Source organism: Mitsuokella apri (genome assembly GCF_047974105.1).
Classification (GTDB): Bacteria; Bacillota; Negativicutes; order Selenomonadales; family Selenomonadaceae; genus Mitsuokella.
Window position 1 is genome coordinate 42,509 of record NZ_JBHYRS010000003.1, and the last position, 14,184, is coordinate 56,692.

15 protein-coding genes are annotated in these 14,184 nt (G+C 53.1%); all 15 read left to right on the forward strand.

What is annotated here, in order from left to right:
• Nucleotides 1–3: 3 nt before the first annotated feature.
• The 15 genes from cobM (at nucleotide 4) to ACE419_RS05325 (ending at nucleotide 14,085) form a co-directional block, all read left to right on the forward strand.
• Nucleotides 4–759, forward strand: coding sequence for a precorrin-4 C(11)-methyltransferase (gene cobM, locus ACE419_RS05255; protein ID WP_432646714.1), 756 nt, complete (start codon nucleotides 4–6; stop codon nucleotides 757–759).
• Nucleotides 756–1,826, forward strand: coding sequence for a cobalt-precorrin 5A hydrolase (locus ACE419_RS05260; RefSeq protein WP_432646713.1), 1,071 nt, complete (start codon nucleotides 756–758; stop codon nucleotides 1,824–1,826). The genes cobM and ACE419_RS05260 overlap by 4 nt, the downstream gene beginning before the upstream one ends.
• On the forward strand, nucleotides 1,799–2,563 hold the full coding sequence (gene cobJ / locus ACE419_RS05265; RefSeq protein WP_435721267.1) for a precorrin-3B C(17)-methyltransferase: 765 nt from the start codon (nucleotides 1,799–1,801) through the stop codon (nucleotides 2,561–2,563). The genes ACE419_RS05260 and cobJ overlap by 28 nt, the downstream gene beginning before the upstream one ends.
• A complete protein-coding gene (cobK, locus tag ACE419_RS05270) occupies nucleotides 2,560–3,324 on the forward strand; it encodes a precorrin-6A reductase (RefSeq protein WP_432646711.1) in 765 nt (254 codons plus the stop codon). Before cobJ ends, cobK begins: the two co-directional genes overlap by 4 nt.
• Complete coding sequence (locus ACE419_RS05275; RefSeq protein ID WP_432646710.1) at nucleotides 3,324–3,959, forward strand: precorrin-8X methylmutase; 636 nt, start codon at nucleotides 3,324–3,326, stop codon at nucleotides 3,957–3,959. Before cobK ends, ACE419_RS05275 begins: the two co-directional genes overlap by 1 nt.
• 160 nt (nucleotides 3,960–4,119) lie before the next feature.
• Nucleotides 4,120–4,740, forward strand: a complete 621-nt coding sequence (locus ACE419_RS05280) for an IS607 family transposase (protein WP_432646709.1) — start codon at nucleotides 4,120–4,122, stop codon at nucleotides 4,738–4,740.
• Nucleotides 4,727–6,019 carry an RNA-guided endonuclease InsQ/TnpB family protein gene (locus tag ACE419_RS05285; RefSeq protein WP_432646740.1) on the forward strand — a complete coding sequence of 431 codons (1,293 nt, stop codon included), beginning with the start codon at nucleotides 4,727–4,729 and terminating at the stop codon, nucleotides 6,017–6,019. Before ACE419_RS05280 ends, ACE419_RS05285 begins: the two co-directional genes overlap by 14 nt.
• Before the next feature lie 218 nt (nucleotides 6,020–6,237).
• Nucleotides 6,238–7,599 (forward strand): cobyrinic acid a,c-diamide synthase CobB, encoded by a 1,362-nt coding sequence (locus ACE419_RS05290; RefSeq protein WP_435721268.1) that lies wholly within the window; start codon nucleotides 6,238–6,240, stop codon nucleotides 7,597–7,599.
• A complete protein-coding gene (gene cobU, locus ACE419_RS05295; protein WP_435721269.1) occupies nucleotides 7,587–8,132 on the forward strand; it encodes a bifunctional adenosylcobinamide kinase/adenosylcobinamide-phosphate guanylyltransferase in 546 nt (181 codons plus the stop codon). The genes ACE419_RS05290 and cobU overlap by 13 nt, the downstream gene beginning before the upstream one ends.
• A gap of 67 nt (nucleotides 8,133–8,199) precedes the next feature.
• On the forward strand, nucleotides 8,200–9,735 hold the full coding sequence (locus ACE419_RS05300) for a cobyric acid synthase (RefSeq protein ID WP_435721419.1): 1,536 nt from the start codon (nucleotides 8,200–8,202) through the stop codon (nucleotides 9,733–9,735).
• Nucleotides 9,732–10,682 (forward strand): adenosylcobinamide-phosphate synthase CbiB, encoded by a 951-nt coding sequence (cbiB, locus tag ACE419_RS05305; protein ID WP_435721270.1) that lies wholly within the window; start codon nucleotides 9,732–9,734, stop codon nucleotides 10,680–10,682. Before ACE419_RS05300 ends, cbiB begins: the two co-directional genes overlap by 4 nt.
• 15 nt (nucleotides 10,683–10,697) lie before the next feature.
• A complete protein-coding gene (gene cobS, locus ACE419_RS05310) occupies nucleotides 10,698–11,474 on the forward strand; it encodes an adenosylcobinamide-GDP ribazoletransferase (RefSeq protein ID WP_432648009.1) in 777 nt (258 codons plus the stop codon).
• A 5-nt stretch (nucleotides 11,475–11,479) separates the two neighbouring features.
• Nucleotides 11,480–12,391, forward strand: a complete 912-nt coding sequence (locus ACE419_RS05315; RefSeq protein WP_435721271.1) for a GHMP family kinase ATP-binding protein — start codon at nucleotides 11,480–11,482, stop codon at nucleotides 12,389–12,391.
• Nucleotides 12,351–13,448, forward strand: a complete 1,098-nt coding sequence (cobD, locus tag ACE419_RS05320) for a threonine-phosphate decarboxylase CobD (protein ID WP_432648011.1) — start codon at nucleotides 12,351–12,353, stop codon at nucleotides 13,446–13,448. The genes ACE419_RS05315 and cobD overlap by 41 nt, the downstream gene beginning before the upstream one ends.
• A gap of 25 nt (nucleotides 13,449–13,473) precedes the next feature.
• Entirely contained in the window at nucleotides 13,474–14,085 is a 612-nt protein-coding gene (locus tag ACE419_RS05325) for a histidine phosphatase family protein (RefSeq protein ID WP_432648012.1), read from the forward strand.
• Nucleotides 14,086–14,184: the final 99 nt, after the last annotated feature.

The window sequence follows — 14,184 nt, forward strand, 5'->3', positions numbered from 1 at the left end:
TGCATGGTTCATATCGTTGGCGCAGGTCCCGGAGACCCGGAACTCATCACGGTCAAGGGGCAGCGTTATCTGCAAGAGGCCGATGTCGTCATCTACGCGGGCTCGCTGGTCAATCCTGTACTGCTCGATTATTGTAAAAAGGATGCTGCTGTCTATAATTCTGCGCATATGACGCTGGCTGAAGTCATTGAGGTCATCGTGGAAGCAGAAAAGGCCGGCAAAATGACCGTGCGCCTGCATACGGGCGACCCCGCCATCTATGGGGCCATTCAGGAACAGATGGATGCCTTTAAGAAACGCGGAATTGCCTACGATGTCGTGCCGGGCGTCAGCTCGTTTCTCGCCACGGCCGCAGCCCTGAAGCAGGAATACACGCTGCCGGGCATTTCGCAGACGGTCATCGTCACGCGTCAGGAGGGACGCACACCGGTGCCGGAACGCGAAAAACTGCACAGCCTCGCGGAGCATCAGGCTACGATGTGCATTTTTCTTTCGATTGCAATGCTCGATAAGGTCGTGGCAGAACTCCTGACCGGCGGTTATGCAAAGGATACGCCCATCGCCATCGTGCAGAAAGCTTCGTGGCCAGAGCAGAAAATCGTGCGCGGCACGCTCGCAGATATCTGTGCAAAAGTTGCAAAGGATCCGATTGACCGCACGGCGATGATTGTCGTCGGACAGTGCCTTGATGCTGTTTATGAGCCATCGCGTCTCTACGCACCGGAATTTTCGCATATGTTCCGAAAGGCCAGCAAATGAGAACGGCTGTATTTGCTTTGACGGCTCAGGGGACGCTGGCGGCCAGACGCGTCTGTCTGGCACTCGGCACAGAGGCAGACCTCTTTGTCAGCAAACGTCACCCGCTGGCCGGAGCTTCTTGTTTTGAAAAATTACAAACGGCTGTGGCCGAGAATTTTTCGCGTTATGAGGCGCTGGTTTTCATTATGGCAGCGGGCATTGTCGTGCGCACGCTGGCTCCGTACCTTAAGAGCAAGCTGGAAGACCCTGCCGTGCTCGTGCTCGATGAACGGACGGAATACGTCATCAGCCTGTTATCGGGGCATGTGGGCGGTGCCAATGACCTTGCGCGGCGGCTGGCTATGGCCCTTGATGCTGAAGCGGTCATCACGACGGCGACCGATGTGGAGGGAATTCCGGCACCGGACGCTCTTGCCGGCAGGCTGGGGCTTTTTCCCGAACCGCATGAGGAAATCCGTATCATCAACAGTGCCCTGCTCGAAGGAAGAATTCCTTCCTATTATATAGACCCTGCCTGCCCGCTGACTGCTTTTTATGAGCAGGAACTCAGAAGGCAGGGAATCCTCCCTGAGGATATTTCTTTGGCGGAGCAGCGGGAAGAGAATCTGCAGGTCATCATCAGCGGCGAGGAAAAGTGGCGAAGACGCACGGGCCGGCTTTTTCTGCGGCCGCTGCGGCTGATTGCCGGGCTCGGCTGCCGCAAAAATACCACGGCAGCAGAAATCCAAAAGGCACTGACAGAGGCTGTGCAGAGAATCGGTCTGCCTCTGCAGGCTGTGACGGCAATCGCTTCGACTGTTTTCAAGGAACGGGAGCAGGGCCTTCAGGAAACGGCTGCCAAGCTCGGCCTGCCGCTCCTTTTTTATGATAATGATGCGTTGAATACCATCATTTACCGCTATGGCTTACAGAAGTCTGCGTTTGTCCAAAAGACGATTGGCGTGGGCAATGTCTGTGAAGCGGCGGCTCTGGCCGCTGCAGGAAGCGGGCGTTTGGCGCTCGGCAAAACAAGATTTGAGAAAGTGACGGTGGCACTCGTATGGCAGAAAAAGCAAAAATCACGGTAGTCGGAATCGGTCCGGGCAGTCTCTTCGACATGACGCCGCGTGCGCGGGAAGCCATTGAGCATGCGGAAGTCGTCGCGGGGTACACGACGTATATACGCCTGATTGAGCCGCTTCTTGCAGGAAAAGAAGTCATCGGCACGGGCATGATGCAGGAAATCGACCGCTGCCGCATGGCCGTTGAGCATGCGGCTGCCGGCAAAGAAACAGTTGTCGTCTCAAGTGGCGATGCTGGCGTCTACGGCATGGCAGGGCTGGTCCTGGAGCTCATTTTGCAGCGGGAAAAAGCAGAACGTCCCATCTTTGGCGGTACGGTTGCCGGCGTTTCGGCGGTCAATGCGGCAGCGTCGGTCCTTGGAGCGCCGCTCATGCACGATTTTGCCGTTATCAGCCTGTCGGACCTCCTGACGCCATGGGACCTCATCAAGAGGCGCGCGGAAATGGCTGCCGCCGGCGATTTTGTCGTGGCACTCTACAATCCCAAAAGCAAAAAACGCGTACATCACATCGAGGAGATTCGCGAGATCATGCTCAAATACCGCAGTCCTGAGACGCCGGTCGGCATCGTGACGGCAGCAAGCCGTGTTGAAGAGCATAAGGTCATCTCGACGCTCGCGGATTTCACAAAAGAGGAAATCAATATGTTCTCGCTCGTCATCATCGGCAATTCGCAGACGTATGTCAAAGAAGGCTGGATGCTGACGCCGCGCGGTTACGGCAGAAAGGAAGCGGGGTTATGATTTTTGTCGCAGCCGGCACGCAGGACGGCAGGGAGCTCGTAAAAATCCTTTTAGATAAAGGATATGAAGTGACGGCTTCTGTCGTCAGTCATTACGGGGAGCAGCTCTTAGCCGCTTCAGCCGGCAAAAAACTTGTCATCAATGAAAAACCGCTCGATGAAGAAGCCCTTGAGACGTACCTCAGGGGACACGATATCCGCTGCTTTGTCGATGCGAGTCACCCCTATGCCGTGCAGGTCTCAAAAAATGCCATGGCTGCCTGCCATAGCTGCCATATCCCCTACCTCCGCTATGAACGCTCGCTTACGGAACTTACGTATGAAAAAATTCAAGTGGTGCATTCCTATGAAGAGGCCGCTTTGGCAGCGGCAGCCTGCGGGAAACATATATTTTTGACGACAGGCAGCCGCAATCTGCAGAAATTCACGGAAGCAAAAGTCCTGCAGGATGCCGTTCTGACGGCCCGTGTCCTGCCGACAGCTGAGGTCATCGGGCTTTGTGAAAAACTAGGCCTGCAGCCCAAGCAGATTGTCGCGCTGCAGGGACCTTTTTCAACAGCTCTCAATCGGGAGTTATTCTTGAAGTACAAGGCGGATGCCATTGTGACGAAGAACAGCGGCTCCATTGGCGGGACTGATACAAAGATTCTGGCAGCAGAGGAACTCGGCCTGCCCGTCATTGTCATCGACAGGCCGGTGCTTGCTTATGAACATCTCGTACACCGCTATGAGGATGTACTTTCATTTTTGGAGGGTTTGTGATGGATTTTATCAAACAGCCGATGGCAATCGAAAACCGCAGCATGGAGATCATCGCGCCGTATCTTGAGGGCCTGAATCTTTCGCCGGAAGAAACGAAGGTCTATGCGCGCATCATCCATGCTGCCGGCGATGTGGAATATGCGCCCATTATCCGCGTGGCGCATGATGCCGTGAAAAAGGGCATGGAGGCCCTTCAAAATGGCTGCGATATCTATACAGACGTCGAGATGGTCCGCACGGGCATCAATAAAAGAAAGCTCACATCCTTTGGCGGCACGGTGCACTGCCGCATTGCCAACCCTGAAATTGCGGCTGAGGCGAAAAAGCAGGGGGTTACGCGTTCGCTCATGGCCATGCGGAGTTTTGGCGAGGCCCTTACGGGCAGCATTGTGGCCATTGGCAATGCACCGACGGCCCTCTTCGAGGTTCTGCGTCTCATAAAAGAAGAAGGCGTGCGTCCTGCCTGCATTGTCGGCATCCCTGTCGGCTTCGTCGGGGCAGCGGATGCGAAAAAGGCATTGGCTGAAAACGGCATTGTCCCGTACATCACGGTCGAGGGCACGAAAGGTGGCAGCCCGATTGCAGCTGCAGCAGTCAATGCGATGATGTATCTCATTGATAACGACCGCGGCTGACCGTTTTGATAACATTTTTGAAAGTTCTTGTGTAAGATTTGCCAAATGCATTTGAGATGATTCAGGAGGAATTAAATGATTAATGAAAAAATAGAATAAAATAGATATTAATGCTATAATATTCATAGCAGGATAAGCTGAGAGATAGAAGGTGAATATTATGGCAGTGTACAAACCAAAGGAAATGGCGGAAAAATTAGGTGTAACCGTCCGAACCCTTCAGGAGTGGGACCGCAGGCAAAAACTTCCTGCTTATCGAACCCCGACAGGCAGACGTTATTATACGGAAGAGCAGTACCTCGATTACATTGGCGAATCGACTGCAAGTCATCGGAAAACAGTGGCTTATGTCCGTGTTTCTACACGCAGCCAAAAAGATGATCTGAAGAATCAAATCCATTTTATCCAAGCCTATGCCAATGGCAAAGGTGTTATTCTGGATGAGATTATTGAGGATTTCGGCAGCGGGCTGAACTATAAACGCAAGAAATGGCTGGATTTACTGGAAGCTGTGGAGCGCAATGAAGTCGGTACGATTTACATAACGTATAAGGACCGCTTCATCCGGTTTGGCTACGAATATTTTGAGCATTTTTGCCAAAATCACCAGACGCAGCTCATTGCTCTGAATGACAAAGAGAGTTCACCGACACAGGAGCTCGTGGATGATCTCGCTTCGATTATCCGTGACTTTTCCGGCCGTTTGTTCGGACTCAGGAAATATGCGTCGCAGATCAAAGCAGACCCGTCTTTGAAGGGTGAGCAAGATGAAAGCCATTAAGACGCAGATTGTCGAGCTCAGGCTCACGAGCGAAATGCGTGCGTATTTTGACAGTCTCTGCGACTATCACCGGTATATCTGGAATCAGGCACTTGCCATTTGGCAGATGATGTATGACATTCGCAGCATCATGCTTCCCTCTGAGCTAAAGCAGAAGCTTCGGCAAAGCCATCAGGATAAAAGCATTGCCTTGACATCCGAAGAAAAGGAATTGCTTCGTGCCTATCCAGCACCATGCTGGCAGTCGGTCAAGAAAGAGCTGCTGGAAGATAAGGCCGATTGGGAAACGTACCGTTCAGCCCGTATTGTCGCCCTGACCTGTATGGATCTTGGCAAAGCATGGCAGAATTTCTTCGACAAGGCTCAGTCCGACTGGGGAAAACCGGCATTCAAGTCGAAAAAGGCGCCCCGTCAGGGATTCAAGAGTGACCGCATCAAGATTGTCGATGGCAAAATCCGTTTTGACAAGCCAAGGATGCTTCATCATTATTTGAAGGAACATCATCTCGGCTGGTGGCAGGATGTCACTGCTTCTGAAACGCTCAAGATGACGGAAGTGCAGACCTGTTCGTTCTTTAAGGAAAAGGGCAAGTACTACGCCGCCTTGACTTATCAGGAAGAGACAGAGCCGCTGCCCAAAACGGGAAAAGTCAACGCTGTCGATGTCAATGTCGCGCATTTTGACAGCCTGGAAGGCAGGGCAATCATTCTGCCCGACCGTCTGAACCGGCAATATGAGAAGATTGCCCATTATAGCCGTGTACTGGCGAAAAAGAGAGTCGTGAATGGCATGGTGAAGGGAACGCAAAGCAAGCGCTACGAGAAAGCGAGAACCAAGCTTCAGCACGCGTATGCCAAGGCCCGTAATATCCAGCATGATATTCTGTCAAAATACACGACACACCTCGTCAAAGCCTATGACGAAATTGCCATTGAAAACTTAAATGTCAAGGGCATGAAAATGGGTATCGCCTCAAAAGGCGTCCATCGGTCTCTGTTCGGCGAATTCAAACGGCAGATGCAGTACAAAGCAGCATGGTATGACAGAAAACTGGTTCTTGCAGACCAGTCATATCCCTCGACGCAGCGCTGTGCGGCCTGCGGTCATGTAAAGACTGGCGAGGAAAGGATTACGCTGCATGGCAATCAGAAACACGGCACGCGTCATGATCAGTACATTTGCTACGAATGTGGCTACCAAAATAATCGCGATGCCAACGCCGTGTTGAATCTGCTGAATCTGCTTCGTCCTTCTTTGGTACAAACGTATATTCATTAACACAGAAATACAGACATTGGCGTGGGTTAACGCCAATTAAATATCGTCAGAGTCAGTCCCTGCGATTCCCTCTTTAATTGAGATATCGGAATACTGATGTTGACGGCGATGAGTAAATCTGTAGAAGTTTGAGAAAGGAGAGGTATGTAACTCTCCTGCTAATATGGTTAAAATCAATATTAACTATATTCTTCTATGTTTTACATACCAGGTTTGTCATGCGCTATACGATTCCACGTCTGGTGATTGCGGCAACGCAGTCCGGTTCCGGTAAAACGACGATTGTAACGGGGCTTTTGTCAGCTCTGCGCGAGCAGGGGCTTGTCGTGCAGTCCTTTAAGGTCGGTCCTGATTACATTGACCCCGGCTATCACACGATGGCCAGCGGCCGTCCTGCCCATAATCTTGACAGCTGGCTCGTGCCGCGCGAAAATCTTTCGGGGCTTTTTGCTGCCGAATCGGAAGGCGCGGATATCGCCGTGATTGAAGGTGTCATGGGACTCTACGATGGCGGACGCGAGGGAATCAGTTCGACGGCGGAGATTGCCAAAATCCTGCAGGCTCCTGTCGTGCTCGTACTCGATGTCAAGTCGATGGGGGCTTCGGCGGTGGCGATTGCGAAGGGCTTCCGCGATTATGACCCTGAGGTCAATCTTGCCGGCGTCATTTTAAACCGCCTTGGCTCCGAGACGCATGAGGCGATGATCCGTCAGGCCATGAAGGAAATCGATATGCCGGTGCTCGGCGCCCTGCGGCGCGATGATTCCCTGCATATGCCCGAACGCCATTTAGGACTTTTGCCGGCTGCCGAAAATGAGCGTGAACAGCAGACGATTGATTCGATGGGAGCGGCTGTAGCGAAGTCCCTTGATATCGAAGCCATCCTGCACATTGCCTGCCTGACCGATGACATTGAAGTGCCGGAGCCTCTGGCAGCAGAACATGTGCAGAAAAAATGCCGTATCGGCATTGCGAAGGACGAGGCCTTTTCCTTTTACTATCCGGCCAGTCTCAAGGTCTTGGAGATGATGGGGGCAGAACTTGTGCCGTTCAGTCCGCTGTCCGATACGTCCCTGCCGGAGGTGGACGGACTGCTCATCGGCGGCGGCTTCCCTGAGATGTTTGCCGAAAAACTGCAGGCAAACGAAACGATGCGTGCGGCCATCAAGGAAGCTGCCGCAAAGGGCATGCCCATCTACGCCGAATGCGGCGGCTATATGTACCTTTTGGAGTCCCTGAAAGATTTTGAGGGCAGGGAATTTGCGATGTGCGGTGTCCTTCAGGGAACGGCCGATATGACGGAAAAACTGCAGATGGTCGGTTATGTCGAAGCCGAGATGCTGCAGGACACGGTCCTCGGCGCGAAGGGCACGACACTGCACGGCCATGAATTCCATTTTTCGGTAGACGATGTGCAGGAGCTGCGCCCGTTTGCTTTTCGCAGGACGCGCAATGGTCAGGTCTATGAGGCCGGCGGCATGAAGGGCAATGTACTTGGCAGCTACCTTCATCTTCACTTTGCAGGCTGTCCTGAGGCAGCGCGTCATTTCGTGGAGGCCGCGTCGTCATGGGCAAAATGATCCTCGTGACGGGCGGCGCGCGCAGCGGCAAATCCGCTTTTGCGGAAAAAATCACGCTGCAGGCGGGAATGCATCCTGCTTATATCGCGACGGCGGAAATCTGGGATGAAGAGATGAAGCACCGCGTGGCCCTGCACCAAAAACGCCGTTCTGCTGTCTGGCAGACCTATGAGGCACCGCAAAATGCAAAGCTGGCGATTGCCGAAGCGGGAAAAGCGCACGATGTGATTCTCTTTGACTGCGTGACGATGTATTTGAGCAATCTGCTCTGCCGCCAACAGGAACCTCTTGTAGAGGCAGAACTGGAGAACATGACGCGTGCGGAAATGACCCGTTTGCTTCAGGCGGTCAAAATGCTTCCGGAACAGGTTACGGTGGTTTTTGTGACCAACGAAGTCGGCGCAGGCATTGTGCCGGAAAATAAGCTGGCACGTTTTTATCGGGATTTGGCGGGACTGGCCAATCAGCAGCTCGCCGCCGCGGCCGATGCGGTTTATGCCGTGCTTTGCGGCATCCCGCTGCGCATAAAATAAAAGTTTGTTTCTATTATATAAGGTTAAGGCTTCAAGGTATTAAGGAGGGACTTCTTTGGAATCCATCATGCTCATGGGCACGAGTTCCCATGTCGGCAAGAGCATCCTGACAACGGCGCTCTGCCGCATCTTCCATCGTCAAGGCAGGCGTGTCGTACCGTTTAAGGCACAGAATATGGCGCTCAATTCGTATGTTACGAAAGAAGGCCTTGAGATGGGCAGGGCACAGGTCGCACAGGCAGAGGCCGCAGGTCTCGAGCCCATGGTGGATATGAATCCGGTCCTTTTGAAACCGACGGGCAATTCGCAGTCGCAGGTCATCCTCGAGGGCAGGCCCATTGGCAATATGAGTGCAAGAGAATATCATAAAGGCTATTCCTTAAAGGCTTTTGATGCGGTGAAAGCCGCTCTTAACCGTTTGCAGCGTGAATTTGGCACGCTGGTCGTCGAGGGGGCCGGCAGTCCGGCTGAAGTCAATTTGAAGTCACATGATATCGTCAATATGCGCGTGGCAAAATACCTGCAGGCTCCCGTACTGCTCATCGCGGATATCGACCGCGGCGGAGCCCTTGCCTCGTTGGTCGGCACGCTGGAACTTTTGGACGAGGATGAAAGGGCCCTCGTCAAGGGACTGGTCATCAATAAATTCCGCGGCGATGTCTCGCTTTTTACGCCGGCCATCGACTTTCTGGAAAAGAAGACGGGCAAGCCTGTCTTAGGCGTCGTGCCGTATATCGAAGAGATGGGCATTGACGATGAGGATTCTGTCTCTCTTGAGGAAAAGCACGAGCAGGAAAAGCCGGCGGCAGAAATTTACATCGCTGTCCTGCAGCTGCCAAAGCTCTCGAATTTCACGGATTTTGATGCGCTGGCAGCCGAGCCGGATGTTGAGGTTCATTATGTCAGAACGGCAGAAGAGCTTGGCTCGCCGGACCTCATCATCCTGCCGGGGTCGAAGAATACGACAGAAGATCTCCTTTATCTAAAGCAGCATGGTCTTGCTGCAGCTGTCAAAGAACGTACGGCGCAGGGAACGCCGCTTATCGGCATCTGCGGCGGCTATCAGATGCTCGGCGAAGAAATCGCTGACCCGCATCATACGGAGTCGGAGCATGATGCCGTAAAGGGACTTGGCTATCTGCCGATGAAGACGACATTTGCCGAGAAGAAACATACGCGTCAGATTCAGGCAGAATGCCCCGGACTTGAATTTTTGGGCTGTACCCTGCTGGGGCGGAACATGGCAGGCTATGAAATCCACATGGGTGAGACGGAATTTCTCGCGCCTGTACGCCATCCGTTCTACATCACGCGGGAGGGAGGGCAAAAAGTCAGCCGCTGGGATGGGGCACTGAGTGACGACGGTCTTGTCTTTGGCACGTACATCCACGGCCTCTTTGACAATGATGCTTTCAGGCGCCAGCTCATCAACACGCTGCGCCTGCACAAGGGCCTGCGTCCCCTCAGGATACAGCGAAACCGCCGGCAGGAGAAGGAACGGGCCTATGAGCATCTGGCCGATGTTGTCGAAGCATCTCTCGATATGGAAAAACTCAGGGCAATCATGGCGGAGATGAGCAGGCAGAGGGAGGGAGACGCTTGAATATTGCAATTCTGGCTTTTGTCATCGATACCATCATCGGCGATCCGCACTCGAAGTATCATCCGGTCGTCCTGATTGGGCGGCTGATTTCCTTTTTGGAACGCATCTACTATAATAAGGAAGATAGCGATAATAAAAAATTCTTTTGTGGGGCCATCCTCGTGCTGCTCGTGCTCTTCGTTACCTATGACGTGGCAGCGGGTATCATCCAGCTCGCCTATTTTATTCCTTGGGATTGGGGTGTCGAATTCGTTGAGGCCTTGCTGCTGGCTTTTACGATTTCGCCAAAGAGCCTCGCAAAAGCCGGCCGCGGCATTTATGCGCTGCTCATTACAGGAGAAATCGATAAGGCTCGCAAAGCGGTCGGCTGGATTGTCGGCCGCGATACTGATAAACTGGACGAGGCGGAAATTGCCCGTGCGACGGTCGAGACGATTGCAGAAAACACGGTTGACGGCATTATCGCACCGCTTTTTTTCTTTGTGCTTGGCGGTGTGCCGCTCGCGTTTCTTTATCGGGCAGCCAATACGATGGATTCGATGCTTGGCTATAAGAACGAAAAATACTTGTATTTTGGCAGGGCCGCGGCGAAGCTCGATGATGTGCTCAATTACATCCCTGCGCGCATTACGGGCCTGCTTTTTGTGATTGCAGCTTCGCTGTTGGGATTTGATGCGAAAAATGCGCTGCAGATGATGCGCCGCGATGCCGATAAGCATCCGAGCCCCAACGGCGGTTATGCCGAAGCGACGATGGCGGGGGCCCTGCACATCCGCCTCGGCGGCATCAATTCGTATTTCGGGAAGAAGACGTTCCGCGCTTATATGGGCGAGGCCATCGAGGCCACGGCGCCCAAGCATATCATGGAAGCCATCCGCATGATGTATACGGCGACCGTGCTGTTCCTGATTTTTGCTTATGCGCTGCTGACCTGTATGGGATATTAAAGAGGAGAAGAGATTTTGCGTAGTTTTTTGACTGCCCTGCAGTTTTTGACCAGAATTCATCTCGTCAATCAGAAAGACCTGACCACAGAGGATTTTGGCCGCAGTACGAAGTTTTTTCCTTTGGTTGGTGTGGTACTGGGAGCAATCTATCTTTTGGCGGCCTTGCTGCTGTTTGCCTTGTTCGGTCTTTCCGGTTATTTTCCCAAGGCTGTTTTAGTGCTGCTGCCCATCTTATTGACGGGAGGGCTGCACTGCGATGGCTTTATGGATACCATAGATGGGCTGTTTTCAGGCCGCAGCCGTGAACGCATGCTGACAATCATGAAGGACAGCCGCACGGGCTCATTTGGCGTTGTGGCGTTCGGCGTTATCCTGCTCATGGATTGGGCACTCCTGCTCGATTTGCCCGTGCCGGTGCTGCTCATCGCCGTCTTTGTCATGCCTATTATCGGCCGCATGGCCATGCTCTTTGCCGTGGCATATTTTCCTTATGCACGGCCTGAGGGCATGGGCAGGGCCTTTGCTGAAATGGCTGACAGGAAGGCCGTTGTTATCGGTTTCGCAGCTACGCTGCTGTTTACGGCTCCATGGGGCCTTGCGGCTTTGGCAGCCATGCTGGGCGGCCTTCTCTGGGCGTTTTTTTTCGGGCGTTATGCATGTAAAAAGCTTGGCGGTCTCACGGGCGATGTCTACGGCGCCGTCGAAATGACAACGGAGACAGCCGTACTCGTGATTTTTTATCTCTTTGCGTTTCTGCCATTTGACCGCAGTGCCTGTTTCTTATGGATGTGAGGAAAATGGATTTTTGCGTGAGGGTGCCGGGCTCCTGCGGGGAACTCTTGCAGGGCTGGCAGTATGGTGAGCCTTTTTTGGTGACCTGCCCCATTGCACGTTATACGACCGTTTCTGTATCTTCTGCCTTTCAGGAGAGAAGAGGACTGGGCTTCAAGGCAGAAAGGGCTCTGCAGTTGACGCTGTCCGCGCTGGGCCGCCGCCATTTCCCGTATGGGCTGCAGCTTCAGTCAGAGCTTCCTCAGGGCAAGGGCATGGCATCATCGAGTGCGGATATTGCCGCTGTGGCAGCAGCGGTCTCATTTGCCTTGCGAAGGTCCCTGACCGTACGGCAAATTTTGTCTTTGGCTGTGCAGATTGAGCCGACCGATGCTGTCTTTTTGAGGGATATCGTCCGTCTCAATCAGGTAACTGGCCGGATTTTGGCAGTTTATCGGGATTTGCCCTATCTGCGGCTGAGCATTTTTGATACGGGCGGCACCGTAGATACGGAGGCCTGCTACCACACAGCAGCACTGCAGAAACGGAACAGGGACTGGAGACCGTATCTTTTAAAAATGCGGCAGGGGGAACGGGAGATGGCTGCAGCAGCCGCGCAGAGCGCTGTCTGGCAGGATGAAGTCCTGCCGAAGCCCTGTCTGCGTTCCTTTTTGAAAAAGGCTCGTTCTTTGGGAGCTCTTGGCCTTACAGCCGCGCACAGCGGTACGGTGCTCGGTGTGCTGTGGCCAAGTTATATGGAGAAAAGCGCAATCGCAGCGGCGGCTGCGGCTCTGCAGAGGTCATTTCCTGAGCTCACGCATCTCGGGCTCACGGCAATGCGTCCCGGCGGTATTGAAATATTTATAGAAGCGAATGAGGAGAAGAAGGAGGATAAGGATGGACGCAGGTCATTTCGTGCATGGCGGCAATATTTATGAATCATCGGCAGATGGGCAGCCATGGCTCGATTTTTCTGCGAATATCAATCCCTTGGGCATGTCGCCCAGAGGGCGTGAGGCGATGCTCCGGCATCTTGACGATGTCATCCATTATCCGGACCCTGAGATGCGGGAACTGCGCGCAGCATTATCTTCCCGCTACCGGCTGCCGGCTGAGAATTTTCTCTGCGGCAACGGCGCAGCAGAGCTTTTTTATCTGTATTTTTTCACGATGCGGCCGAAACGCATCCTGCTGCCTGTGCCTTCGTTCAGCGAATACGAGCGGGCGGCAAGGGCTGCGGGTGCAGAGGTTCTTTATTTCTATCTTGAGGAAAACGAGCAGTTTCAGCCCAACCTGAAAAAAATTCTGCAGGAAGCAAGACGCCAAAAGGCAGACTGTGTGATTCTCGGCAATCCCAACAATCCGACGGGAAATCTCCTGCTCAAGAAAGACATGCTGTCTTTGGCAAGGGGACTGGCTAAATTCGACTGTCAGCTGCTCATCGATGAATCCTTCCTCGACTTCTGCAGGGAGGAATCGCTCTACACCCTGCGCCGGGAAGCTGCGAAACATAAAAATATCCTGCTCGTGCGTTCTCTGACGAAATTCTTCGCCATTCCGGGACTGCGCCTTGGCTTTGCCTTGGGAAATGAGGAGCTGCTTTTAAAAATGGAGCAGGCTAAGGATGTCTGGAATGTCAATCTTCTTGCACAGGCTGCCGGTGCCGCTTCCCTGCATGACAGGAAGTATCAAAAAACGACAAAGGAGTTCATCGCGGAGGAAAAGAATTATCTGGCCGGCAGTCTCTGGGCGTCCGGTCAGGTCAAAGTCTATAGGCCGAGTGTCAATTTCCTGTTCGTCCGCCTCAAATGGGCAAGGTATACCGATGAGCTCATTGACTTTTTGCGGCAAAATCATATCCTGATACGCGACTGCCGTCATTATCCGGGTCTCGAGAAGGGCTTCTTGCGGCTTGCTGTGCGTACGCGTGAGGAAAATGACCGGCTTTTCTCTGTCTGGCAGTCATTTTTTGCTGCCAAAGAAAATACCATATAAGAAGACTTAGGGGGTCTTAATGAATATGACAAAATTGATTTTGATCCGTCATGGCCAGACGGAATGGAATGTGCTCGGCCGCTATCAGGGGCAGACGGATGTTGCCCTTTCGCCGCTCGGCATTGAGCAGGCGGAAAAACTTGCCGCGCATTTTCCTGTCGATAAAGTTGAAGCCGTCTACGCAAGCGACCTCAAAAGGGCGATGAAGACGGCGGGATGTGTAGCAGAGCGCTTTGGCCTTGCCGTGCATCCCTGCAAAGAACTGCGTGAGCTCAATTTTGGCGATTGGGAAGGCCTGACCTACGATGAGATTGTTGCCAAATGGCCGGATGCCCTGCAGAATTTCTTCCAGCATCCGGATATTTTAAAAATTCCGCATGGCGAGAGTTTTCCGGAGCTTCGCGCGCGGGCTGTCGCCTGTATCGATAAAATCGTGGCCGCACATCCCGATGAAACAGTAGCTGTTGTCGCACACGGCGCCATCCTGCGCACCATCCTGACGGCAGCCCTGCACATGGACCTCAAGTATGTCTGGACCATCCGCCAATTCAACACTGCTGTTAATATCGTCACCTATACAGAAAGCGGCACAACTGTCGAACTCATCAATGGCACGGGGCATCTTCAGGAGCACTGAGGTATGCACAGGGACTTGTGGATTATTTTTCTTTTTCCTCGAAAAATCCCTTGACTTTCGCGCCGCTTTTCTTTAGAATAATTCTATGTGATGTCATGG

What these genes read in the sequence shown, in the direction of transcription:
- cobM (WP_432646714.1), top strand. Translation starts at nt 4, where the DNA reads ATGGTTCATATCGTTGGCGCAGGTCCCGGAGACCCGGAACTCATCACG.
- ACE419_RS05260 (WP_432646713.1), top strand. Translation starts at nt 756, where the DNA reads ATGAGAACGGCTGTATTTGCTTTGACGGCTCAGGGGACGCTGGCGGCC.
- cobJ (WP_435721267.1), top strand. Translation starts at nt 1,799, where the DNA reads ATGGCAGAAAAAGCAAAAATCACGGTAGTCGGAATCGGTCCGGGCAGT.
- cobK (WP_432646711.1), top strand. Translation starts at nt 2,560, where the DNA reads ATGATTTTTGTCGCAGCCGGCACGCAGGACGGCAGGGAGCTCGTAAAA.
- ACE419_RS05275 (WP_432646710.1), top strand. Translation starts at nt 3,324, where the DNA reads ATGGATTTTATCAAACAGCCGATGGCAATCGAAAACCGCAGCATGGAG.
- ACE419_RS05280 (WP_432646709.1), top strand. Translation starts at nt 4,120, where the DNA reads ATGGCAGTGTACAAACCAAAGGAAATGGCGGAAAAATTAGGTGTAACC.
- ACE419_RS05285 (WP_432646740.1), top strand. Translation starts at nt 4,727, where the DNA reads ATGAAAGCCATTAAGACGCAGATTGTCGAGCTCAGGCTCACGAGCGAA.
- ACE419_RS05290 (WP_435721268.1), top strand. Translation starts at nt 6,238, where the DNA reads ATGCGCTATACGATTCCACGTCTGGTGATTGCGGCAACGCAGTCCGGT.
- cobU (WP_435721269.1), top strand. Translation starts at nt 7,587, where the DNA reads ATGGGCAAAATGATCCTCGTGACGGGCGGCGCGCGCAGCGGCAAATCC.
- ACE419_RS05300 (WP_435721419.1), top strand. Translation starts at nt 8,200, where the DNA reads ATGCTCATGGGCACGAGTTCCCATGTCGGCAAGAGCATCCTGACAACG.
- ACE419_RS05315 (WP_435721271.1), top strand. Translation starts at nt 11,480, where the DNA reads ATGGATTTTTGCGTGAGGGTGCCGGGCTCCTGCGGGGAACTCTTGCAG.
- cobD (WP_432648011.1), top strand. Translation starts at nt 12,351, where the DNA reads ATGGACGCAGGTCATTTCGTGCATGGCGGCAATATTTATGAATCATCG.
- ACE419_RS05325 (WP_432648012.1), top strand. Translation starts at nt 13,474, where the DNA reads ATGACAAAATTGATTTTGATCCGTCATGGCCAGACGGAATGGAATGTG.